At 55.1% G+C, this 24,292-nt stretch carries 15 protein-coding genes; 14 read left to right on the top strand and 1 reads right to left on the bottom strand.

Annotation, left to right across the window (positions count from 1 at the left end; all coding sequences use genetic code 11):
- Positions 1-35: 35 nt before the first annotated feature.
- From ctaD to NST96_RS23015, 9 genes are all read left to right on the top strand, one after another.
- The gene (gene ctaD / locus NST96_RS23055; protein ID WP_003391768.1) at positions 36-1,880 is read left to right on the top strand and encodes a cytochrome c oxidase subunit I; all 1,845 of its coding nucleotides are present in this window, start codon (positions 36-38) and stop codon (positions 1,878-1,880) included.
- On the top strand, positions 1,880-2,506 hold the full coding sequence (locus NST96_RS23050; RefSeq protein ID WP_003391767.1) for a cytochrome c oxidase subunit 3: 627 nt from the start codon (positions 1,880-1,882) through the stop codon (positions 2,504-2,506). The genes ctaD and NST96_RS23050 overlap by 1 nt, the downstream gene beginning before the upstream one ends.
- A gap of 4 nt (positions 2,507-2,510) precedes the next feature.
- On the top strand, positions 2,511-2,825 hold the full coding sequence (locus NST96_RS23045; RefSeq protein ID WP_003391766.1) for a cytochrome C oxidase subunit IV family protein: 315 nt from the start codon (positions 2,511-2,513) through the stop codon (positions 2,823-2,825).
- 260 nt (positions 2,826-3,085) lie between these two features.
- Positions 3,086-3,625 carry a sigma-70 family RNA polymerase sigma factor gene (locus NST96_RS23040; RefSeq protein ID WP_122958205.1) on the top strand — a complete coding sequence of 180 codons (540 nt, stop codon included), beginning with the start codon at positions 3,086-3,088 and terminating at the stop codon, positions 3,623-3,625.
- Positions 3,626-3,638: 13 nt separating this feature from the next.
- A complete protein-coding gene (locus tag NST96_RS23035) occupies positions 3,639-5,306 on the top strand; it encodes a DUF4179 domain-containing protein (protein WP_172920670.1) in 1,668 nt (555 codons plus the stop codon).
- A 262-nt stretch (positions 5,307-5,568) separates the two neighbouring features.
- The gene (locus NST96_RS23030) at positions 5,569-6,468 is read left to right on the top strand and encodes a cytochrome c oxidase assembly protein (RefSeq protein WP_051567352.1); all 900 of its coding nucleotides are present in this window, start codon (positions 5,569-5,571) and stop codon (positions 6,466-6,468) included.
- Positions 6,469-6,509: 41 nt separating this feature from the next.
- The gene (locus NST96_RS23025) at positions 6,510-6,968 is read left to right on the top strand and encodes a DUF420 domain-containing protein (protein ID WP_003391757.1); all 459 of its coding nucleotides are present in this window, start codon (positions 6,510-6,512) and stop codon (positions 6,966-6,968) included.
- A 145-nt stretch (positions 6,969-7,113) separates the two neighbouring features.
- Positions 7,114-8,055: a heme o synthase gene (cyoE, locus tag NST96_RS23020; RefSeq protein WP_003391753.1), complete on the top strand. Its 942-nt coding sequence runs from the start codon at positions 7,114-7,116 to the stop codon at positions 8,053-8,055.
- A 178-nt stretch (positions 8,056-8,233) separates the two neighbouring features.
- Positions 8,234-9,154, top strand: coding sequence for a heme A synthase (locus NST96_RS23015; protein WP_003391752.1), 921 nt, complete (start codon positions 8,234-8,236; stop codon positions 9,152-9,154).
- 99 nt (positions 9,155-9,253) lie between these two features.
- Here NST96_RS23015 and NST96_RS23010 read toward each other — a convergent pair whose 3' ends face one another.
- A complete protein-coding gene (locus NST96_RS23010; protein ID WP_227277674.1) occupies positions 9,254-10,132 on the bottom strand; it encodes a hypothetical protein in 879 nt (292 codons plus the stop codon).
- 164 nt (positions 10,133-10,296) lie between these two features.
- Here NST96_RS23010 and NST96_RS23005 point away from each other — a divergent pair, with 164 nt between their 5' ends.
- From NST96_RS23005 to NST96_RS22985, 5 genes are all read left to right on the top strand, one after another.
- Positions 10,297-11,544 (top strand): exonuclease SbcCD subunit D, encoded by a 1,248-nt coding sequence (locus NST96_RS23005; RefSeq protein ID WP_024983588.1) that lies wholly within the window; start codon positions 10,297-10,299, stop codon positions 11,542-11,544.
- The gene (locus NST96_RS23000) at positions 11,541-15,200 is read left to right on the top strand and encodes an AAA family ATPase (RefSeq protein ID WP_342404760.1); all 3,660 of its coding nucleotides are present in this window, start codon (positions 11,541-11,543) and stop codon (positions 15,198-15,200) included. Before NST96_RS23005 ends, NST96_RS23000 begins: the two co-directional genes overlap by 4 nt.
- A 25-nt stretch (positions 15,201-15,225) precedes the next feature.
- Positions 15,226-18,747 carry a helicase-exonuclease AddAB subunit AddB gene (gene addB / locus NST96_RS22995; protein WP_031931641.1) on the top strand — a complete coding sequence of 1,174 codons (3,522 nt, stop codon included), beginning with the start codon at positions 15,226-15,228 and terminating at the stop codon, positions 18,745-18,747.
- Positions 18,710-22,636, top strand: a complete 3,927-nt coding sequence (gene addA, locus NST96_RS22990) for a helicase-exonuclease AddAB subunit AddA (protein WP_031931640.1) — start codon at positions 18,710-18,712, stop codon at positions 22,634-22,636. The genes addB and addA overlap by 38 nt, the downstream gene beginning before the upstream one ends.
- A gap of 104 nt (positions 22,637-22,740) precedes the next feature.
- A complete protein-coding gene (locus tag NST96_RS22985; RefSeq protein ID WP_035990349.1) occupies positions 22,741-24,213 on the top strand; it encodes a PepSY domain-containing protein in 1,473 nt (490 codons plus the stop codon).
- Positions 24,214-24,292: the final 79 nt, after the last annotated feature.

Here is a 24,292-nt window from a genome sequence, read left to right as displayed (position 1 = left end):
TCATGAGGCAGTGACGCTAAAAAGGAGGTAAAACCGTGTCTGCACATGCTTCTCATGCACCCAAGCGGTCGGGAATCGCTGATTGGCTCACTACCGTGGACCATAAGAAAATCGGCATTCTGTACCTGATCGCCGGTGGGATCTTCTTCTTGGCCGGCGGTCTTGAAGCCCTGCTTATTCGCTTGCAATTAATGTATCCAGAGCTCCAAGTGGTCGGTGCGAAGACGTTTAACGAACTGATCACCATGCACGGAACTACGATGATCTTCCTGGCAGCGATGCCGGTGATCTTTGCACTGATGAACGCGATCGTACCTCTTCAGATCGGTGCGAGGGACGTTGCGTTCCCGTTTGTGAACGCACTCGGTTTCTGGCTCTTCTTCTTCGGGGGCGTCCTTATCAATACAAGCTGGTTCCTCGGCGGCGCGCCGGATGCCGGTTGGACGTCCTACGCAACTCTTGCTTTGAATCAATATAGTGGATTCGGGATCGACTTCTACGTACTCGGTCTGCAGATCGCAGGTCTGGGTACCCTGATCGGTGGTATCAACTTCCTGGTAACCATCATCAACATGCGTGCACCGGGCATGACCTTCATGCGCATGCCGCTGTTCACCTGGGCGTCCTTCGTGACATCCGGATTGATCCTGTTTGCTTTCCCGGCGATTACCGTCGGCCTTGTACTTCTGATGTTCGACCGTCTGTTCGGGGCAGCGTTCTTCAACCCTGATGCAGGTGGTAACGTTGTTATCTGGCAGCATCTGTTCTGGATCTTCGGTCACCCCGAAGTGTACATTCTGATTCTTCCTGCCTTCGGTATCATTTCCGAGGTAGTAAGTACCTTCTCCAGAAAGCGCCTGTTTGGTTACAGCTCCATGGTATTTGCGACAGCACTGATTGGTTTCCTTGGCTTCATGGTGTGGGCGCACCACATGTTTACGACTGGTATGGGTCCGATCGCCAACACCTTGTTCGGTCTGGCAACGATGCTGATTGCCGTTCCGACCGGTATCAAGATCTTCAACTGGCTCTTGACGATGTGGGGCGGGCAAATTCGCTTCCCTACCGCAAACCTGTTTGCTGTTGGTTTTATCCCGACCTTTACAATTGGTGGTATGACAGGGGTTATGCTCGCGGTTCCGCCTGCTGACTACCAATACCATGACAGCTACTTCGTAGTTGCTCACTTCCACTACGTAATCGTTGGTGGTCTCGTATTCGGTCTGTTCGCCGGTCTTTACTACTGGTGGCCAAAAATGTTCGGCAAAATGCTGAATGAAACGCTCGGGAAATGGAACTTCTGGACCTTCTTTATCGGGTTCCACCTGACCTTCTTCCCGCAGCACTTCCTCGGCCTGATGGGTATGCCGCGTCGCGTATTTACGTACCTGGCTGGCCAAGGTCTGGAACTGGGCAACTTTATCAGTACCATCGGTGTCTTCGGAATGACGATCGGTACGATTCTCTTCCTTGTCAATGCATACGTTTCCGCGAAGAGCTCCAAGCGCGCGCCTGCGGATCCGTGGGATGGCCGTACGCTGGAATGGTCGATTCCTTCTCCGCCGCCGGAGTACAACTTTGCGCAAACTCCGCTTGTTCGCGGTCTGGATGCCCTGTGGGTAGAAAAAATGGCTGGCAACAAAGGCATGACTTACGCAGAACCGCTTGGTTCGATTCATATGCCGAATGGCTCCTTCCTGCCGTTCATCATGTCTCTGGGCCTGTTCATCGCAGGTTACGGTTTCATGTACCACAATTACGTTGTAGTCGGAATTGGTATGGTAATTACGTTCGGATGCATGCTGATGCGTTCTTTGAAAGACGACCCTGGCTACCATATCGAACCAGATGAAATCGAAGAAAAGGGGGTTAAGGCGTAATGGCGACCCATCACGTAAATGCGGTTCTGCCTGATGAACCGGAAAAAGCCACCCTTGAAGGCAAGAACAAGATTCTCGGCTTCTGGCTCTTCCTTGGTGGAGAGACCGTCCTGTTCGGTTCGCTGTTTGCGACGTTTATCGCGCTGCGCGACCAGACAAATGGCGGGCCAACCTCCCAGCAGCTGTTCGATATGCCGCTTGTGGCGTTGGCTACCTTGCTCCTTTTGACCAGTTCGCTTACCAGCGTGTTTGCGGTTCTGGCCTTGCACAAGAAAGACCTGAAAAAAATGCAAGCCTGGATGACTGTCACGGTTATCCTTGGCCTCGGCTTCCTGGCTTTGGAGATTTACGAGTTTATGCACTACGTCCACATGGGACATAAAATGACTTCCGGTGCATTTGGATCGGCCTTCTATACGCTGGTCGGATTCCACGGAGCTCACGTGGCATTCGGGATTCTCTGGATCTTGACCGTTCAACTGCAGACCGTGAAAAAAGGTCTGACAGTGGTAACGGCTCCGAAGTTTTACGTAGCCAGCCTGTACTGGCACTTCATTGACGTCGTGTGGGTATTCATCTTTACCGTGGTATATCTCATGGGTATGATCGGTGGAAAGGTGGGATAAGACGATGGGAGCACATGTACATGATGAACCGCGTAAGCCCAAGGTAAAGCACGATGGTGCGAAAAAGCATGTCATTGCGTTTATTGCATCTCTCGTCTTGACCGCACTGGCATTTGCCGCTGTAGCTTTTGAAGCGATTCCGGTCGGATTTACGGTTCCGTTTATCGTCGGTCTCGCATTTGTCCAGGCGCTGTTCCAGTTGTTCTTCTGGATGCACATGGACCAAAAGGGACACGAGTTTGCACGAATTTCGATTTTCGCCGGATTGACCTTTATCCTGATCGCGATTATCGTGTTCGTATTCTGGGTTTGGTGGTAAAAAGAGAAGAGGCAGACGAAATTTCGTCTGCTTCTTTTTTTTGATTCTGTGGAGAAAAAGAGTCTTCTTGAAAACGGCTCTGTTATACTCCGTCAATAGCTTGTTCATGTCAAAAGGTGACATGAATTTTTTTGTACCATGAACAAATTTCCCTACTTTAAAATTTTTTATGAGAGGGGGCAGCTCCCTTTTTCGTCTATAGTAGTGTACAACCAAAAAGGTACGGCTGCGCAGCAACCTTTTTGCGAGGAGGTAAAAACATGCAGGACGATCGGGAGATCATTGCGGAGGTACTTCAAGGAAACAAAGAAGCTTATGCTCTGATCGTCAACAGGTATAAGGGAAAAGTCGCTTCGATTCTGCGAAAAGCGATGGGGCATTCCCATGAAGTCGAGGACATCGTGCAGGAAGTGTTTATCAAGGCGTACTACAGTCTGCCCGACTATCGACCGGGACACTCCTTTTCGGCCTGGCTCTATCGAATCGCCATGAACCGGGGCATTGACGAATTGCGAAAGCGAAAACGAATGCCTGGTGTAGCCGAGGTGAGCAGTGAACTGAAGGACGAATCTCCGATCCCGGAGGAAGTTTTTTTGGAAAAAGAGCAACGGGTCGCTTTGCGGCAGCAAATCATGGCGCTGAATAAAGACTACGGGACGCTGCTGGATATGCACTATCTCCAATTTTTGAGCTACAGGGAGATCAGCAGCAGATTGTCGCTGTCTGTCGATACGGTGAGGATGCGCCTTTCCCACGCGAGAAGAAAGCTTCGAGACCGCCTGAGCAAAAGCGAAAAATAAGGAGGGAATCCACTTGAAATGCCTGACGCAAGAACTCATGGTCGACTACATGGAAGACAAACTATCTCCGGAACACAGAAGAAAGCTGGAGCAGCATTTCGAGCATTGCAAGCACTGCCAACGACAGTTGGAGCAATGGGTCGACGAGCTGGAGGAAGCGGGCAAGGCCCTCGTGGAAGAACCCCTTTCCGAGGATTTGGACCGCAGGATCATCAGCGCCCTTCCCGCGCATCCAGTGAAAATGCTGCACCGGGCTGCCGATACGAGGCAGTTGCCTATTTGGAAAAAGAGGAGTCTGGATATTATGAAAAAGACAACGATAGCCGCAGCGACATTGGCAGTAGTCATTTCCGGCGGCATGATGTATTCACCGACGTTTTCTACTTATGTGAACGGCGTATTTGCCAGCAGTCCGACGAACAAAGCGGAGCCTGTGGGCGTTGCGGGCAACGGCCTGCTTACCAGGCTGGGTGACGATGGCATTGAGGAAGCCGCCAAGAAAGGATTTCTCCAAACACCGAATGCAAGTGTTGCCGACCAAGGGTTTACCCTGACAGTCCATGAGGTAGTAGCAGATCCCTTTCGCATATGCATTCTGACTTCCATTAAGGATAAAAGCAATAAAAAGGAATCGCACTGGGATGCTTATCAGGAAGGACAAATCACGATCAAGGATAAACAAGGGAATGTTTTGCATTCTTCGACAGAAAAAGGAGCTTTGAAATGGGGGCTTACGGGAAAAGGCACGGGTAAAGGCGTGAACGAAGATGGCCCTTACATGGAGCTGGTACACGATCTCAGCAGCCTGAACGGCGGCAAAGGGCTTCCGGATGAGCTGATTGTAGCATTCGACATCAAAAAAATCGGCGAGACAAACGGAAACTGGCAGCTGGAGGTTCCGGTGGACCTCAAAAAAGCGAAAGCGGCGACCAAAACGTATGCTGTAAACAAGAGCTATACCACTCCGCAAGGGTTGAAGCTGGACGTCAAGCAGATTACGTTTGCGCCAACCGGTGTCGAGCTGGTCGTTGACCGGAACACAAAAGAGATGGAATACAGCTTTGAGCTTGTGGATGAACACGGTTCTGTTCTGGGAGCTTGGGCCCCTGGCTTTATTTACGGAAAAAACGGGGAAAGGAAAAATCTGATGAGCGATCCGAGACGGAGCAAGTGGCGTCCTTCTGAGGAAATCGGGGAAAGCGTAAGGGATTTCCACTACTTCCAACCGATCGACGAAACGAAGAACATGATTCTCAGGCTTGGCCCTGTCTATAAACAGGAGCCGGCAGCGTTCCAGGCAAAGCTCGACCTTGCGAAGCTTGAGAAAGCCCCGGTTACGGTAGAGGAACAAGGCAATCGCTACACATTTCAGCATGAAAAGAACCAAGCCGACGAACCTGATCATTACATCGTCAGAGTCGAGGCTACGATTGGGAACGGAACGGCACCGATGAACCCCTTGTCCACATTCGGAGTCATTACGGATGAAAGCGGCAAGAAATACGATAGCGCATTCCTCAACGATGAAAGAAAGTATGAAAACGGACAGCTTCATATTAACGGTGGACTTCTCCTAAAGGGCGTCAAAAAACTGCCGAAGGAACTGATCATCTCCTACGACAAAAAGTATACGGAGCATCACGATGCAAAATGGGAGGTCCCGATCCAGACCGGAAAGTAAGAGAGGCGGCCAGGCATAGTCACGACAGGCACGGGCAAATGTTCGACAGAAAGCGATGAGTCAGCCAAAATTTGATTGCAGATCCCCTTTATGCAGACAGGAAATTGCATCTTCCTTCCTGTTGGCATGGAGGGGATTTTTCCATATCCGTTTGTCAACATATTGTTCATTTTTAGGAGAGGAAGTCGGGCTGAATTAACGGTATAATGAAGATTGTATAGAGGGCACCCTTTCTAATATGAAAGGAGGATTGAAAAATCCGATGCATGATCATCACCAACATGGAACGCCCGTTGATGGCGGGATTGGTTCGTTTTCTGATATGTGGAGCCCGACTGTTATTTTGATTACCATTTTGCTGACGATCCTTTACTTTGCGCTAACAGGGCCGCTGCGTCACCGTTTTGCGGATTCAAAACCGGCAACGGCAAAACAGAAGGTGCTGTTTGTTTTGGCCATGCTGTTTTTTTATGCGGGTGCAGGCAGTCCGATCAACTACGTGGGACACCATTACCTGTTCAGCATGCACATGCTTCAAATGTCCCTCCTGTTCTTTGTATTGCCTCCGCTTTTGATGGTAGGAATTCCGGGATGGCTGTGGACGGCGATTTTCAGCAACAAGAGAATGTACGCCTTGCTGCGAATCTTCACAAAACCGATCGTGGCGGCTGTCGTTTTCAACGCTTTGCTGTCTTTCTACCACGTTCCGTTCATTCTTGATACCGCTTCTCTGAATCACGATGCGATGAATGCTTTCCACGCTTTCCTGTTCTGTACGGCTTTCTGTATGTGGTGGCCGATCGTAAATCCGCTGCCAGGCCAACCGGAGCAGCTCGCGGGCCTGAAAAAAATGGCGTATTTGTTTGCCAACGGGATTTTGATCACACCGGCATGTGCGTTGATTATCTTTGCCGGAGAGCCGATTTATCAGCATTACATGAATGCGCCACAGTTGTTCGAAGGGTATACCGCCTTTGTTGACCAACGGACCGGAGGCATCATCATGAAGCTGGTTCAGGAAATGGTCTACGGCTCTGTTTTGGCCTACATTTTTTATAAATGGCGCAAGGACGAAAAGCAGGACGACTTGCCGATGGATCAGCAGCCTGCAGCCCAAAATATCGGTGTGCTGAAGCCTGCGACCGATCAGGGCAGAGCATAAGGTATTAATAGAAAGAGAAAGTTGCGATACGAGGTGTAGATATGCACATTTTACTGCCTACGATAAGTACGTCCTTCATTGCCATTAGCGGGATTCTCGTAGCTTTTGGCTGGTATTTCATTCGCAGCCGCCAGACAGAAAAACACATCAAGACGATGAAGTGGGCGGCCATCTGTGCGACGATCTTCTTTATTACGTATGTATCCCGTACCGCTCTGCTGGGGAATACTTTGTTCGGCGGTCCGGACAACATTCGTATTTTCTATCAGATTTTCCTCATCTTCCATATCATCCTGGCAACGATAGGGGGAGTGATGGGACTGGTCACGCTTTATTACGGATTTAAAAGAAAGTACGACAAGCATAAGAAAATCGGTCCGTGGACGTCTGTCATCTGGTTTGCCTCTGCCATCACAGGCGTGACTGTTTACACTCTTCTCTACCTGATCTACCCAGGCGGCGAGACGACGGGAGTCCTGGATGTCATTTTCGGCTGGTAATCGAAGAGCTGATCATACAATGATTTTACGGTACGAAAAGTCTTGCAATGATTATGAGGGAATAGATTGCGTGATAAACTGCCACTTCCTTGTGAAGTGGTGGTCTGGCGTGTAAGGGATTTTTAGCAGACAGGAGGTACAAAACGTGGACCAGCAAGTGACGATGCAGGAGTCGATCAACACCGATCCTGCGGCGCAGTCCCAACCGGCAAGAAGGGCCACATTGCAAGATTATGTGCAGCTGACAAAGCCGGGCATTACGATGTCCAACCTGATGACCGCATTTGCGGGTCTGTGGCTGGCATCGTATGGATACCCGAACTGGGTTCTGGCTATTTGGACGATGATCGGAACCGCCCTGGTGATCATGTCTGGTGCAACACTGAACAACTATTACGACCGCGATCTGGATAAAAAAATGAAGCGCACCCAAGACCGGGCGATCGCTTCCGGCCGCATCTCCCCGCTGAAGGCATTGTTGATCGGAATTGGTTTGCTGCTTGTTGGACTTGTTGTTCTGGCCTATTTCGTCAATCCATTGGCAGCCGTATGGGGATTAATCGGCCATATCTTTTATGTGCTGATTTATACGCCGCTCAAGCGGGTAACCACGCTGAATACAGTTATCGGCGGCATTTCCGGCGCTGTTCCGCCAGTGATCGGCTGGGTAGCTGTCACCAACAATATGGACCCGGCTGCATGGCTTCTGTTTTTGATCTTGTTCTTGTGGCAGCCGCCGCATTTCCTCGCTTTGGCGATGCTCAAAACGGAGGAATATCGGGCAGGGGGCATTCCGATGCTGCCCGTCGTAAAGGGGTTTGCCGAGACGAAACGTCAGATGTTTATCTGGGGTGCCGTACTCATTCCCGCTTCGCTGCTGCTCTTTTTCTACAGCAGTGTCGGGTATCTGTATCTGGGTGTCATGGCTGTCATGGGCATCATTTATTTGGTGCTGTTGTTCAAGGGCTTCCAGCTTAAAGAGGAAGATGAACTGCCCTGGGCGAGAAAGCTGTTTGGCTATTCCATCCTGTACCTCACTGTTTTCTGCGCTGCAATTGTTGTGAGCACGATGCTGGACAACTTTTGACACGTAACGATCACAAAATGGAACGGAACATCCCTTGCACGGCAGGGGATGTTTTATTATCGTGATAGTGGGGATACGCAACATGAGCATTTTGGTACGATAAAATATGGAGGTTGTTCAAAAAGCTGAAATACCCCTCTTTTTGAACAGTTCTCTCTCGAAGTCAGGTGTAACAATTATGGACAAATGGCTGAAATGGTTTGCCATTGCATCCACCATTATTACCTTCATGGTCATGATCGGTGGATCACTGGTGACCAAGACTGATTCGGGTTTGGGCTGTGGCAATGACTGGCCACTCTGTAACGGAAGATGGGTACCCGAATACACGTTGGAATCAATGATCGAGTATATGCACCGCTTCGTCACCGGAATGACCGGTATCATCGTCGGGATTTTTTCCATCCTGGCATGGCGGAGATACCCGCGGAATCGGGAAGTTCGCGGACTTGTGATGTTCAGCATGTTTTTCTTGATCCTGGAGTCTTTCCTGGGAGCATCCGCGGTTATTTGGCCGCAGTCCTCTGCCGTAATGGCCTTGCACTTTGGGTTTTCACTTCTGGCCTTTAGCGGGGTTTTGCTGTTGAGCATCTTCGTTCTGCAGCGGAACAAGGTGGAAAAGCTGGTCCGGGGAACGGTTTCCAAGGGGTTTCGATGGGCCATATGGATTGTGACCATTTACGCATATGGTGTCGTTTATTTGGGCGCGTATGTGCGTCACACCGGCTCCAATCTGGGCTGCAGCGATTGGCCGCTTTGCCAGGGCAAGCTCATACCGGAGCTGTCGGGACAAACAGGGATTCATTTTATGCACCGTGTAGCCGCGATTGTGTTGGCGATTCTACTGGCCGCCGTGCTGGTTTATGTTTTGCGCCACTTCAAAGAGACGCGGCGTGACTTGTACGGTGCGGGCATCTTGTCATTTGTGCTCGTGGTCATTCAGGTGCTGAGCGGCGGCTGGGTTGTCTTGTCCCGCCTGACGCTGTACTCGACGATTTTTCACTCTGCCGTCATTACATGTCTCTTCGGAACGATGTGCTATATGTGCCTGCAATCGTTGAAGGCACCGGAGAAGGGGACAAAAAGACAGCAACAATAGCAAGCAAGCAGAAAGCCGCCTTTCCCGGGACCGCCGGAGAGGCGGCTTTTTTATGGAGCAGCAAAGATGCCGGGCTTTGAGCGGGCAGAAATCCGCTGGTCAGTTCTTTGCGGCAGCAGCAGATGTAAAGCGGCCGTTTTCAAACGGAAAGACGTGAACTTCTGTCTGCACAGAGGAAGAAGAAAGGGGCTTTCCGCTATCAGGGTCCAGCTCACGCATCGTTTTCCAGTAGTAAAGCAGAGGAACAGGGCCCGTCTGGACAATTTGATATTGGCCGATCGTCTGGAATGACTGGCCTCCGGGTACGGAGCCCGTTTCCAGCATTGTCCCTTCCCAAGCCTCCACAAACTTTCCGTTCTCGATATACCACAGATGGGCGTAGTAGACGCTTATGCCGGTGCCCCCGGATTTGCTAAGCGTTTCAAACAGCCGTTTTCCCCCTACCTTGCCTTCTTCACCTGAAGGGATGGTTGACCAATTGGGATTGTCAAAATGATTGTAGTCCCAACGCTCCAGGTCCAAATGCGGGACATTCCACGGCTGCTCGGTCAAGAGCGCATAGGTGCCGTTGGGGCGGCGGTCGAGTACATAGAAGTGGCCCAGCCGCACACTGTCATTTATTTTTGCCACAAGCTCCAGCTCCGGGTCGTCATCCAGTTGAATCCAGCGATAGCTGAAGTCTTCCAGTCGATCGTCCGCTATTTTCCTCTTCGCTTCGGCATTGATCCATGCCTGTACCTGCCGGATTTCACCCTTTGCAGAAGAGGCAGCCTTTACTGATGGAGTTTTAGGTGAAGCTTTGGCCGGAGCTTCGACAGGAGCTGCTTTGGCCGGAACTACCGCAGAAGCTGTATCAGCCAAAGCAGCTGTACCGGCTTGATTGTTGCCGGGCGGAGATGACGCAGCATCGGCAGAGACAGAAACCGAAAACGCCAGCAAGAGGGCAGGGACAGCGACGAACAGGTTGGCAGGTTTCACGCGTTTGGTTAACCCCTCTCATGTTTTCTACAGGTGAGGACGAGTTTGAGAGAGAAAAAGTTACATGGAAGTGGCGATTATTGTTAACTGTTCAATGGCTCGGCAAACACCGGGTTTTCTGTGATACAATGAACGCAAACACATGATCGGGAGAAGGTGCAAGCATGCGTATTTTACATACGGCGGATTGGCATTTCGGTCGTCAGTTGGAGGGGCGTGACAGACGGGGAGAACAATCTGATTTTGTGGACGAGCTCTGCCGGATTGCGGAGGAAAAAGACGTTCAGCTCGTGTTGATTGCCGGGGACGTCTATGACTCAGTCAACCCCCCTGCCTGGGCGGAGGAGCTGTTTTATACGGCGCTGGAGCGCTTGTCCGCTGGAGGGCGGCGGGCTGTCGTCGTCATTGCGGGTAACCACGATCAGCCGGAGCGGGTTCGGGCGGCGGCGCCGATTGCGTCGAAACAGGGCATCGTTCTGTTGGGACTGCCCAAAGAAACGCCGATCTTGTCGGGGAGCGACGCCCCCAGAGATAAGGTGCGGGTACTGGACGGAGGGCCATCGTGGATGGAGCTGGCCGTTCCCGGCGTGGAACACCACGCGGTCATTCTGGCCCTGCCGTATCCATCGGAAGCCCGCCTCAAGGAGCTGTTAAGCGATACGTTTACCCAGGAGCAGATGCAGCTCGCATTTTCTGAGCGGATCAAGACGCTGCTTGACGAGCTGTCGGTACATTTCCGTGAGGATACGGTCAATCTGGTGACGAGCCACCTGTTTGTCATGGGCGGCAGGGAAAGCGATTCCGAGCGGCCTATTCAGATCGGCGGAGCCTTGACCGTCTCCCCGTCGGCTTTCCCGGAAAAAGCGGATTACGTGGCGCTCGGCCACCTGCACCGTCTGCAAAAGCTGGGAGAGAAGCCGCTCATTCGCTACAGCGGGTCGCCGCTCGGGTACTCCTTTTCGGAGGCAGGACAGAGCAAGGCTGTCGTGATCGTGGATGTCGTTCCCGGAGAGGAAGTGCAAGAGGAGATCGTCTACCTGACAAGCGGCAGGCCGCTGGCGCGCTGGAAGGCTACAGAAGGGATTGCGCAGGTGGAAAAATGGCTGGAGGAAGGCAGGGACGCCGGCGCATGGATCGACTTGGAGCTGCACGTATCGGACGTGATCGACCCGGCTGAATTTCAGCGGCTGCGCAAAATGAGCGATGATTTTCTCAAAGTACAGCGGGTTGTGGTGCGCGAGGAAACGGCGGACTCGGCGAGCGAGCAGCGAGCGGAGCTGAGCGAGCTGCTGCCTGACCAGCTGTTTCGCCGCTTCTATGAACGAAAGCGCGGGGCAGAGCCGGACGAGAAGCTGGTCGCCTTGTTTCAGCGTCTGCTGAACCAAATCGGTGAAGAGGAGGGAACGAGATGAAGCCGATACGACTGAAGCTTGCCGGCTTGCATAGCTATCGGGAGATGCAGGAGATCGATTTTGAAAAACTGTGCGAAGCCGGTCTCTTTGGAATCTTTGGCCCGACCGGGAGCGGGAAATCGACGATTTTGGACGCGATCACGCTCGCGCTTTACGGACAGGTCGTCAGGCTCGGCGGCGGCAGCCATCCCAAGGATGTGCTCAACCAGTTGGAGCAGCGGGTATTTGTCTCGTTCACCTTTGAGCTGGGATCGGGTGCTGAGCGGAAGCGGTATACGATCGAACGGGAATTTGGCCTGAATAAAAACGGAAACTGGAGACAGCCGGAGGTCCGCCTGATCCAGTGCGGAACAGACGAAGAGACGCCGGATGTCGTGCTGGAATCGAAGGCGACTATGGCAACGGCGGCTGTCGAGTCTTTGATTGGGCTTACGCTGCAGGATTTTACCCGGGCTGTCGTGCTGCCGCAGGGACAGTTTTCCCGCTTTTTGACGCTCAAGGGGAGCGACCGCAATGAGATGCTGCAGCGGATGTTTCATCTACATATCTACGGTGAAAAACTGAGTGAGCGCGTTCGGGCGGGACTGGAAGCGACTCGGGAGCGGCTTCATAAAATCGAGCTGGAGAAGGCGGCGCTCGGGGATGCTGGACCGGAGGCGCTGGAGCAAGCCCGGAAAACGTGGGAGGAAGCCGCTCGGCAGGAGCGCGTCTATGCAGAGCAGCGGGATGGCCTCGCGGGAATGATCAAGGAGCTGGAGCAGGTATACCGCTGGCAGGAGGAGCTGGAGCGTGTCCGCGAGCGCCTCGCAGAGCAGTTGGCCCGGACGGAGGAAGCCGCTGAATGGGAGCGGCTCGCAAAGCAGCTAGATGCAAGTGTCAGGCTATGGCCGCAGGTCCAGCAGTTTGAACGTCTGGACACTGAGTGGAAGGAGACGGCTGTTCAACTGGAGGACGCGCGCAAGAAGCAGGAAGTCGTCCAGCAAGCGCATCTGCAGGCGGAGGAGTCGTATGTGAAATGCGCTTCCGAGCTGCAGCGGGAGGAGCCGCTTATGATCGAGCGGAAAAGCAGGCTGATCCAGGCTGCGGAGTGGGAAGAAGAGCTGTCCGCTCTGCGCGCGGAATGGACCGTGCTTGAACAGGAATGGCAAAAGGTGTCGCAGGAGCTGACTGTGCTAAAACAACAGCTGGCCCGTGACAAAGAGTCCTTGAACCGCCTGGAGAGCGAGCGGGCCGAACTGGAAAAATCGCTGGAAGCGGCCCAGGTAAAGCCGGAATGGCGCGATTTCATCGTCGCCCTGCGGGATGCCAAGCTGATCTGGGAACGGGAAGAACAGAAGCGCAAAGAGCTGGCTACCGAGCTGGAGGGTGTTGAATCGGAGCGGAGGTCTGCCGCCTCGGAGCTGGAGATGGCACAAAAGGAATGGGAGAAAAGCGCCTCGCAGTTGGCGGAAGCCAGGACGAAGCTTGCCCAGCTTGAGGCAACTCCGCCTTCGTCCGAAGCCGAGTGGACCGAGAAACTCGACGCCCTGTCCCAGATCAAGCAATGGGGCAGGCAATGGCGCGAGCAGGAGCAGGCACTCGCCAACTGGGAGGAGAAGCGGCAGACAGCCCAGCGCGAACAGGAACAGGCCGCAACCCGTCTGCACGCATGCGAAGCGAAAGTCAAAATGGAAGAGGAAGCCCAGGCGAGACGGCGGAGCGAACTCGAACGTCTCCGTGCTGAATGGGAGCAGTGGCGGGAAGTGAATATGGCCAGAATGCTGCGTGATCGTCTGAACCCCGGGGAAGCGTGCCCGGTATGCGGTTCGTCCCATCATCCTTGCCTGGAAGAGCCGGAGGAGAAAAAGCCTGAGTCGGACAATCAGCAGGCTGCAGGAGAAAGCATCCGTCAGCAGATGCGGGAGACGGAGGAAGCTGTTCGTCACGCGGAGCAGCAGATCCGGACAGCGTTCGAGGCCTTGCAGACGGCAAAGGGAGAGTGGAAGCTGTGGGAGCAGCGGATGATCTCCCTCGGCGAAGAGCGTGCAGTATTGATGGAAAGAATTGACGCGATCCGTCGCGAGTGCGCTGCCCTTGGAGAAAAATGGGCGGTGGGCGACATCACCAAACTGCTGCAGATGTACAAGCAGGAAGAGGCGGCTCTGAAGAGCGAAGCGGAAGCGCGAGAGGCGTACAGAGCGGAACGGGAACGCCTGCAAAAATGGGCGGATGGGCTGCGCGACCGGGAAGCGGAGAAAAAGCGCATGTATGAGCGAAGCGCCGTTCTCGGCGAACAGCTTTTGAAAAAAGAAGCAGCCGCAAAAGCCCGTCTGGAAGCCGCGGCCGTTCAAGCGGAGGAAGCCAAACGGCGCTTGGAGGACAGACTGGGCGACGTCAAGGTTGAGGAAATAGAAAAGCATTGGGAAGCGATCGGAAAGCGCGACCGGGAAACGTCGGTTCTGCAGCAAGCGAGGGCGGAAAAGGAGTCGCTGTACCAGTCGCTTTTGGCAGGCTATCAGGAAGCGGTCTCGCGCCATGCCGCCCTGCACTCGCAGCAGGCGCTGCTTGGTGAGCGGCTGGAGGAAAAAAAGCGGCTGTGGGAGCAAAAGCACGGGATGTGGCTGGAGCGGACGGGCGGACAGCCCGCGCGGAAGCTGCTGACAACCGTGGAGCAGACTCTGCAGCAGCTTCGCACCTCTTTGGACGAAGCGGAAAACAAGCGCAAAGAAACACGAGAGGCCCGGGAAGAGGTGCAAAATGCCGTAGTCAAGCTGTCAGAAGGCTATGCGGTACTGTCCCGGCAGCGAACGGAAGCGGCAGAACAAATGCACCGCTCGCTGGCGGAGAGCGGCCTCGGCACTCCGGAACGGGCAGGAGAGCTGTACCGTGAGCGGGATCGGCTTGTGTCTTTGCAGGAGCAGCTTTCCGCGTACCAGACGGAGCTAGCCCGTTTGCGGTACGATGAGGAGCGGCTGCTGAAGGCATTGGACGGAAGGCATGTCACCAAAGTGGAATGGGAAGCGGCCAAGCAGGCCTGGGACGAAGCGGAAGAGGGGCATCAGGCGGCCAAGGAGCAGGTGGCAGTCACCCGGCAAACGTTTGCCCAGGTAGAGCAGAACCATGAAAAATGGCTTTCAATCGAAAAACGGCTCGCAGAGGAGATGGACGAGCAAAGCCGTTTGGAGGAGCTGAAAAAGCTGCTGGAAGGAAAGGCGTTCGTGCAGTTCATCGCCGAGGAAAAGCTCGCCTCGATCGCCAGAGACGCTTCCTACCACCTGATGCGGATGACCAAAAACCGCTATGCGCTGGAAATCGGCGACGAAGGCGAATTTGTCTTAAGAGACGAGGGCGCGGGAGGAATGCGCAGGCCGATCAGCACGCTGTCAGGGGGAGAGACCTTCCTGACGTCCCTGTCGCTGGCCTTGGCCTTGTCCATGGAGATTCAGATGCGGGGCGGCAGATTGGAGTTCTTTTTCCTCGATGAAGGCTTCGGCACGCTTGATCCGGAGCTTTTGGAGGTGGTCATGGACGCATTGGAGAGATTGCGCATGGACGACTTTACAATTGGCGTGATCAGCCATGTTCCGGAGATTCGTGTACGCATGCCGCGAAGACTGATCATCACGCCGGCGGAGCCTATGGGCGAAGGCAGCACGATCAGGATGGAGACAGAATAATCAACAACGACGAGGAGGAGTGCTCATGGCAGTACAATTTGTCCTGGGCCGTGCCGGAACAGGCAAGACGCAAACCATCCTGAACCAAATGGAAGCGCGGCTGAAGCAGTCCGCGCTCGGTTCGCCGATGATTTTGCTCGTTCCTGAGCAGGCCAGCTTTCAAGCGGAGTACGCACTCGCTTCCATCCCGGGACTGCACGGCGTGATCGGCACACAGGTCCTCAGCTTCGGGCGGCTGGCGCATCGGCTGCTGCAGGAGCTTGGCGATTTGACGCTCGTGCCTGTCGATGACCTGGGCAAGCAAATGGTCCTGCGCCTGCTGCTGGAGCGCTACAAGGAAGAGCTGCAGGTATTCAGGCGGGCAGCGCTGCAGCCCGGTTTTACGTCCCAGTTGGGCCGTCTGATCAGCGAGTGCAAGTCATACGGCGTCAGCTTTACCCATACGGAAAACGTCGATTGGGGAAGCGGGACGCTCAATCAAAAAATACATGATCTGAGACTGGTCATGAATGCGTACGAGGCTCATCTCGCCCAAGGGTACTGGGATGCGGACGATATTTTGAACCGCGTTGCTGTCATGATCAAAGATTCCGCTTACATCGCCCAGACCGAGATTTTTATCGACGGTTTCAGCGGATTTACGAACCAGGAGCTGCGGGTGATCGAGCAACTGATGGTCTGCGCCAAAAAGGTCACGATTGCGCTTTGCCTCGACCCGTCCGAACGGGATGCCTCCCCTGATGAGCTCGGATTGTTTCATCCGACTCTGCGCACCTATCAAACATTGGAGAAGATGGCCAAAGAAGCGGGCGTAGCGGTCGAAAGCCCGATTCTGTTGACCGGGCCGGGGAGATTTGCCGACAGTCCGTGGCTTCGCCAGCTGGAGGATCGTTACTTTGCGTGGGGAGACCCGGGTACTCCTCCGCCTCCCGCAAGAGCGGATGAAGTAAGTCTGCTGTCGGCCGCCAATCGCCGGGCCGAGGTGGAAGCGGTCGCTCTGCAGATTCTCGAGCTTGCGCGCACGGAGGGGTATCGCTGGCGCGACATGGCGATACTGCTGCGCGAGATCGGCACCTATGCGGACGAGCTTGCGACCGTGTTTACCGATTACGGGATCCCGTTCTTCCTGGATCAGAAGCGCACGGTCATGCACCATCCGCTGATGGAATTGGTCCGTTCCGCTCTGGAGGTGGTCACGGCCAGATGGCGGTATGAAGCGGTATTCCGCTGCCTGAAGACAGATTTGGTCACACCGGAGGGACGCGTTTCCGACAGCGGGGAGCAGGTTCCACTGAACGTGATTCGGCGAGAAGTCGACTTGCTGGAAAACTATGTGCTGGCACATGGCGTATACGGCTCTTATTGGTCGGATGAGAAGCCGTGGCGGTTTGGCGGAGAGTCTGCCGAGGATCAGGCGGCAGATGAATTGCGAAGACAGTACGCAGCGCCCTTGCGCCGGTTTGAAGAAGAGTTGAAGCAGGCGGAAAAGAAAGATGTCCGCGCGATGGCGACAGCTCTCTACCGCTTTTTGGTCAGTCTCGACGTACCAGGCATACTGGAAAAGTGGCAAAGAACGGCAGAGCAGTCGGGAGAGCTGGACGATGCCCAGATGCACGGGCAGGTCTGGAACGGGCTGATGAGCCTCTTTGACCAGGTCGTCGAAGTGATGGGCGAGGAGCAGATGGACATCGACACGTTTGCCAGCGTCCTGGAGAGCGGACTGGAAAGCATTGAGCTTGGCCTGGTGCCGCCTGCGCTGGATCAAGTATTGGTCGGGTCGATGGAGCGTTCCCGCCAGCCGGATGTACGGGCTCTCTTTCTGCTTGGGGTCAACGAAGGAGTCATTCCCCTCAAGCCGAAGGAAGACGGCGTGCTGGACGAGGCGGAGCGGGAAAGGCTCGCGGAAATGGGCATGGAGCTCGCGCCGACAGCCAAGCAGCGGCTGATGGCCGAACCGTTTCTGCTCTATCAGGCGATGACCCGTCCGGCGGAGCGGCTGTATTTGAGCTGTGCGCTGGCAGATGAAGAGGGGAAAGCGCTTTTGCCTTCTTCGGTGTTTGCCCGCATCCGGGAAGTTATCCCGGATGTGCCTTACCGGTTTTTCCACAATGAGCCGAGCGGGAATGCCGAGGCGGACTCCTTTTTGCTGGGCTCGCCGCGACGCGTATTCAGCCATTTGCTTACGCTCGTGCGGGAAATGAAGGAGAGCGGCAGCCTGCCCGTTTTCTGGTGGGAGGTATACGACTGGTTTCTGCGGCACTCTCCCGACGCGAGCAGAGAGAAGTGGCTTCTGTCCGGCTTGCGCTACACAAACCGGCCGATGCCGCTGGACAGGAAGACGAGCCAAGCCCTTTACGGGGACCGTCTCAAGATGAGCGTCTCCCGGCTGGAACGCTTCCAGACCTGTCCATTTTCTCATTACTCCTCGCACGGCCTGCGCTTGCGAGAGCGGCAGCTATACAAGCTGGAGCGTTTTGACGTGGGCGAGCTATTCCACGCCTCGCTCAAGCGCGCAGTCGAAAAGATGAACGAGGAACATCTGGAATGGAGCCGTTTGACCGAAGCGAACAGCATGCAGTTGGCCGGTGAAGTAGTTGACGAGCTGGTGCCGTCGACCCGCAGCAGCATCCTCACCCGGACGGCCCGGTACCGATACCTGTCGGGCAAGCTGAAACGGGCGGTCGGAAGAGCCATCTACGTCCTGGGCGAGCATGCGAAGCGGAGCCGCTTTGCCCCTGTAGGTCTGGAGGTGGCGTTTGGCCCTGGCGGAGATCTGCCTGGACTCGAACTGCGGCTGGCCAACGGCTCCTCTGTCCAGTTGATCGGGCGAATCGACCGTGTCGACCAATCTCTCGACAGCGAGATCCCGTATTTGCGCGTGATTGACTACAAATCCAGTCCGAAGCAGCTCCTGCTGTCTGATGTGTTCAACGGTCTGAATCTGCAGCTTCTGGTCTACCTCGATGTGGTCGTGACGAATGCAGAGGAATGGCTCGGCCAAAAGGCAGAGATGGCTGGTGTCTTTTACTACCAGGTAGCGGACCCGTTTGTCACGGCAAAGCGGCTTTTGACCAGTGATGAAGCGGCCAAGGAGCGGGCAAAGCGATTGCGGATGAAAGGCTTGATGCTGGCCGACCCGGAATTGGCCCGCATGATGGACGCACAGGTGGAGCAGGGGGCTTCCGAACTGGTTCCGTTTGAATTGAAAAAGGACGGCACCTTGTCGGCTCGTTCCTCTGTGGCAACGGCGGAGCAGTTTCAAGCGCTCCAACAGTTCGTCCGCACCACGGTAAAAGAGCTGAGCGCGCGGATGACAGACGGCGACATTGAGATTTCCCCCTATGTGAGCGGAACGTTGACTGCTTGCGATCGATGCTCGTACAAGCCTGTCTGCCAATACGACCCGGATGGAGACGCAAATCAGCTGCGCCAGCTTCCCAAGTGGAACAACAAGGAAATATGGGATATGCTCCAGAGCGGGCAATTAACAGATGCGGAGGTGGATAGCGATGGAGCAGCAATCGAGTCAGCCGCAGGCAAAGCCTGAGCAGTGGACCGACGAGCAGTGGCAGGCGATAACGAGCCGTGGAAGCAATTTGCTGGTGGCGGCAGCAGCTGGCTCCGGGAAAACCTCAGTGCTCGTAGAGCGGATCATTCGCCGGATCATGGACGAAAGCGATCCCGTCGGGGTGGATGAATTACTGGTCGTTACCTTTACCAATGCGGCCGCCGCGGAGATGAGGCACCGGATCAGCGAAGCGTTGCGAAAGGCGCTCAAGGAAAAGCCGCAGTCCGCTCATTTGCGAAAACAATTGGCCCTGCTGCAGCGGGCCTCCATCACCACGATTCACTCCTTTTGTCTGGGGCTTTTGCGCCAGTATTACTACCTCGTGGAGCTTGATCCCGACTTCCGCATTGCCGACCAGATGGAAGGCGAGCTGCTCCGCCAGGACATTCTGGAGGAAATGCTGGAGGAGTGGTACGAGCGAGACCCGGATTTTCAACGTTTGGCCGATCTGATGCTGGACGGACAGGATGACCAGATCCTTGTCGGGCTGCTGTTGCGCCTGTACGAGTTTTCACGCAGCAATCCGGATCCGAAGGGATGGCTGGAAGAAGCTGCCGAGATGTTTGCGACAGCGTCCGCAAAGTCGATGGACGGCCTCAAGTGGACGAAAAGCATCCTGCAGTCGCTGAGATGGGAATTGCAAGGTCTGGAAGGAAAGCTGAGACGAGCCGTTCTCCTGGCTGCTTCACCGGAAGGGCCTGCTGCTTACGTTCCGCTGTTGGAAGCGGAGGCGGCTGGCCTGGAGCGGGCAGTAGCGGCGTGCCGTCAGGGATGGGCAGAGACGGAGCAGGCAGTCCGAGGCATTTCCTTTGCACGTTTGCCGTCTGTCAAGGATGTCGACCCGGATCTCAAGGAACAGGTGCAGGGGCTTCGCAATGAGGTGAAGAAAGCGCTTGGCGAGCTGGTCGAGCAAAACTTCTCCATGCCGGCGGAGCAGTACCTGGCGGACCTTGAAAGGCTGGCTCCGTCGATGCAGACGCTGGCCCGATTGGTCACGGAGTTTGACGCGGCTTTTGCGCAGGAAAAACGGGCGCGGGCGCTGGTTGACTTCGGTGATTTGGAGCATCTGGCTCTCCGGCTTTTGACGAGAGCCGATGCTGAGGCGGAGGAGTCAGACAGCAGCGGTGGTGGCGGGAAGCAGCCTTCAGCGCTTGCCCTCCAGTTGCGCGATCAGTATGCAGAGGTCCTCGTCGACGAGTATCAGGACATCAACCTTGTTCAGGAAACGATTTTGCGCATGGTATCGCGTGAACCGGATTCGCACGAAATAGCAAACCGCTTCATGGTAGGAGATGTCAAACAGAGCATTTACCGGTTCCGGCTGGCTGAGCCCAATTTGTTTTTGGAGAAATACTTGAGCTATGAGACCGGCTCTGAGAGCGACCGGCTGGAGCAGCACGAAGCGGGTGGAACAGACTTGCAGGATGCATCGGGAAACAGCCGGGGGACGGGACAGCGGATCGATCTGGCGGCCAACTTCCGCAGCCGCCGCGAAGTCGTAGACGCGGTCAACTTCCTGTTCAGGCAGATCATGTCGCCGGGCGTCGGGGAAATCGACTACGACCGTTCGGCTGAGCTGATCTGCCGCGCCTCCTATCCGGAGGTGGAGCCTGACCGTCTGCAAGTGGAGCTGCATCTGATTGACCGGACTTCACAGGAAGAGGCGGAGGATCAGGCGAATCCCCCCGCAGAGGGCGGAGAAGCTTCCGCAGACGGAGGAGCCGCTCCGGGACTGGGAGAAGCTTTGGAAGAAGCGAGCGCGGCCCAAATGGAGGCCCGACTGATCGCAGAGCGCATCCGCCGCTGGATGGAGCCGGGGAGTGGCGAGGCGCCGCTTCTCGTTTTCGATAAAAAGGCAGGAGGGCTGCGACCGCTCGCTTACCGCGACATTGTCATCCTGCTTCGGGCCACCTCGGCGTGGGGAGAGCCGATGATGGAGGAGCTGCGTGCAGCCGGAATCCCCGTCTATGCGGAGCAAAACCAGGGCTATTTCAGCACGACAGAAGTAGAGGTCATGCTCTCGCTTTTGCGGGTGATCGACAACCCGTTTCAGGACATCCCGCTTGCGTCTGTGCTGCGCTCACCGATTGTCGGCATTGCCGAGCCGCAACTGTCGCAGATTCGCATCAGCTATCCGTCGATCCCCTTTTATCAGGCTGTTCATCGGTATATCGAGGAGCAGCAGGGAGAGGCGGATTGGGAGAAGCGTTTGCGCCGCTTTTTCAGCAAGCTGGACAAATGGCGCACGCAGGCCAGAAGAGATTCTCTGGCCGAGCTGATCGCAACGATCTACCGCGAGACGGGCTATCTCGACTATGTGGCGGCGCTATCGGGCGGCCAGCAGCGTCAGGCCAATCTTCGCGTCCTGTACGACCGCGCCCGTCAGTACGAGGCAGGCTCGTATCGGGGATTGTTCCGCTTTCTCCGTTTCGTCGACCGGCTCCGGGAGGCGGGCAACGATATGGGGGAGGCACGCACGATCGGCGAAAACGAGGATGTCGTCCGCATCATGACCATTCACAAAAGCAAAGGGCTGGAGTTTCCGGTCGTCTTTGTCGCAGGAATGGGCAAGCAGTTCAACACGATGGATATGAAAAGCCACTTCTTGCTGCACAAGGACCTTGGCTTTGGTCCGATGGCGGTAGAGCCTGAGCTGCAGGTGCGATACCCGAGCCTGGCTGCACTGGGCATCCGCCAGCAGCTGCGCCGCGAGATGCTGGCGGAAGAAATGCGAGTAATGTACGTCGCTCTCACCCGGGCAAGGGAAAAGCTCGTCCTGCTCGGAACCGCCAAGGATTTGTGCAAGAGCATCGTCTCATGGGGACGCCAGGGGGACGGCGAGCGGCTGCATGACGAAGACCTTTTGCAAGCAAAAGGCTATCTGGATTGGGTCGGCAGAGCGCTTCTGCGCCATCCGCTCGCAAGTCCCCTCCGGTCTTATCCCCGCGAGTGCGGAGGCGGCGACGAAGTGATGGTGCGAACGGTTCCGGACGAGTCCATATGGTCGTTTTTCTTCCACCGCGCGGACGATCTGAGGGCTGAGGCAGACCGGAATTCCGGCCAGCACTCTGACTGGGAGCGAATCACCAGGCGCGAGACCGTACCGGATAGGCCTGTTGATCCTGAAAGCGCGCGGCTGATTGAGCGCAAATTGGGCTGGAGCTATCCACATCAGGCAGCTTCCCAGGTGATGACCAAATGGACCGTCAGCGAACTGAAGCGGCGGGAACAGGCTGTTTCCAGAGGCTATCCGCTTCGCGTCCCGACGATTGTGGAAAAGCCGCGGTTTTTGATGGAGGAGGGCGCTCACACGCTCACGGCAGCCGAGCGGGGAACGATCACCCATCTGATCCTGCAAAACATCGATCTCAAACGATCACTGGACGAGGACGATGTCCGCGACCAGATTGCCTCGCTGTTGTCCCGCCGCTTTTTGACGGAGGAGCAGGTTCAGGCTATCGACTTCATGCAGATCGTTCGTTTCTTCGCCTCGCCGCTGGGAGATCGGATGAAGCGGGCACGGGTGGTCCACCGTGAATTGCCGTTTACCCTGGCGAGGCCAGCTTCTCTCGTGGAGCCTGAAATGAGCGGTGCAAGCGAGGAGCAAATCATCGTGCAGGGCGTTATCGATTGTTTGCTGGAGGAAGATGACGGCGGGCTCGTATTGCTTGACTTCAAGACAGACAGAGTAGCGATGGAGAAGTCCGAAGCTGTGAAACAGAATATGATTGAGCGGTACGGCGAGCAAATACGCCTCTACCGGCAGGCAATCGAGCAGATTGTCGGCAGGAGCGTGAAGGAGAGCTATTTGTACCTTCTCGCTGGCGGCTACGCCCTCTCGTTTGATGACGAGGTCCGGTTCCTTTAAGGGAACCGGAATTTTTTTTGAGCAAAATTGAAACAAATTCCAGATTCACCCGAATATTGGAGTGAAAGCAAGTATGATGGAGAATGGAAGAGGAGGAAATCATTGTGAAAACAAAAAGCTACGCGTTCGTTGCCCTGTTGGCCAGTCTTGCAGTTGCCGCCCCGCTGCAGGTATCGGCAAATCAGCCATTGCCTGCGGCTGGTAAAACCGTCCAGGTACAGGTAGTGCCGGCGCTCATGGAGCAGGCGGACAAAGCGCTGGAGCAAGCGAAAAAAATGCTCCCTTATCTTGATCAATACCCCTATAAAGTAGTCGAGCCGGGAGAGGGTGGCCAGGTGGTGGTCGTCTTGCAGCAATCCAAGGAAACGCCATTTCCCCGAATTTCCTTGTACGTGGACGGAAGTACGGGAGAGTGGAAGGGATTTCACCGGATGAACGGAGGGACGACTCCTCCTTCCACATATTCGCTGGACAAAGCCATTGAAAAGGCGACAGCTTTTATGAAGAAGTGGTACGGAGAAGGCATGGGCGACTATCAGTACAATCCGAGCTTGACTGCCTCTGCGGACTCGATCGTTTTTTCCCGGGGTGTGAATGGAATCCCCTTGCAAAATGACAGTGTCATGATCGATGTGGACAGCAGCGGTGAAATTGTCGGCAAGACCGTTATGGCTTCTCTGGCGCTTTCCCGGGACAAATATGTATTTCCGAAGCCCGAGGGAGTGATAACGAAGGACCAGGCCGAAAAGGAGCTGGCACAATACCTGCGTTTGCAGTACGAAACGAAGGAGGGCAGTGCAGCTCTCCGCTACACCTTCGCTTTCTCTGGTGAGCTGGATGCCAAGACAGGGAAGGACACAGGAGAGAACAGCTATCACAAGATCATTCAGGTCCAGCCCAAGGGCGAGGCTCCTGTCGCAAAAAATGCTGCAGAAGCCGCCGCTTTCCTGGCAAAGCGGGGCATTCAGACAGAGGGAGCCGTCGCAAGCGAGGACATAATGGAAAAATTCAATCGAAAGACCATCGAATGGACGAAAGACGAGGAACGGATCGCTACTGTCGTCATCGATACCAAGACCAACAGCCTTCTTTCCTACGAAAATACGGCACATGTCATTGCCGGAGGAAGCAAAGAGAAAAAGATCACAGCGGAGCAAGCCCTGCAAACGGCAATCAAGGAGATCGAAACGTATCTGCCCGCGAGCGAAAAGGAAGTCATGCTGCTGGAAAGCCCGCGCTACATGAAACACGGCAACACCTATCGCGCAGAATTTGCCCTGTTGCACGAGGGAATTCCGGTACGGGAATGGCGATACGAAGTGAACGTCGATGCGGAAACAGGAAAAGTCATCAAAACATCGCTCAGTGTCCGAAAGCAAGTGAATTTCCCGAAGGCTGATCAAGCGATTGATCCGGCGGAAGCGGCAGCTCATTACGTGAAGGAATTTCCGTTGACGCTTGTATATACGCTCGGAGAAACGGATCAGCAAGCAAGGCTTGTGTACAAGGCAGCAGACGTCGTCCGCGGGCAAAGAGTTGACGCGGTTACGGGCAAAGTGCTCTCCTGGAAAGAGTAATTTTGAGGAAGCGCAAGGCTTCTTTTAAATGGCTGGCAAATATACAACCTGGAATGGCTGGCAAACATCCGACCACGCA

It is taken from the genome of Brevibacillus sp. FSL K6-2834 (genome assembly GCF_038592925.1).
GTDB lineage: Bacteria > Bacillota > Bacilli > Brevibacillales > Brevibacillaceae > Brevibacillus > Brevibacillus borstelensis.
Note: the sequence above shows the minus strand (reverse complement) of the source record. Positions and strands in the feature narration are given on the sequence as shown.

Excerpts from the sequence above, each read along its gene's own strand:
- NST96_RS23050 (WP_003391767.1), top strand. The coding sequence starts at position 1,880 with ATGGCGACCCATCACGTAAATGCGGTTCTGCCTGATGAACCGGAAAAA.
- NST96_RS23045 (WP_003391766.1), top strand. The coding sequence starts at position 2,511 with ATGGGAGCACATGTACATGATGAACCGCGTAAGCCCAAGGTAAAGCAC.
- NST96_RS23040 (WP_122958205.1), top strand. The coding sequence starts at position 3,086 with ATGCAGGACGATCGGGAGATCATTGCGGAGGTACTTCAAGGAAACAAA.
- NST96_RS23030 (WP_051567352.1), top strand. The coding sequence starts at position 5,569 with ATGCATGATCATCACCAACATGGAACGCCCGTTGATGGCGGGATTGGT.
- NST96_RS23025 (WP_003391757.1), top strand. The coding sequence starts at position 6,510 with ATGCACATTTTACTGCCTACGATAAGTACGTCCTTCATTGCCATTAGC.
- NST96_RS23015 (WP_003391752.1), top strand. The coding sequence starts at position 8,234 with ATGGACAAATGGCTGAAATGGTTTGCCATTGCATCCACCATTATTACC.
- NST96_RS23005 (WP_024983588.1), top strand. The coding sequence starts at position 10,297 with ATGCGTATTTTACATACGGCGGATTGGCATTTCGGTCGTCAGTTGGAG.
- NST96_RS23000 (WP_342404760.1), top strand. The coding sequence starts at position 11,541 with ATGAAGCCGATACGACTGAAGCTTGCCGGCTTGCATAGCTATCGGGAG.
- addB (WP_031931641.1), top strand. The coding sequence starts at position 15,226 with ATGGCAGTACAATTTGTCCTGGGCCGTGCCGGAACAGGCAAGACGCAA.
- addA (WP_031931640.1), top strand. The coding sequence starts at position 18,710 with ATGGAGCAGCAATCGAGTCAGCCGCAGGCAAAGCCTGAGCAGTGGACC.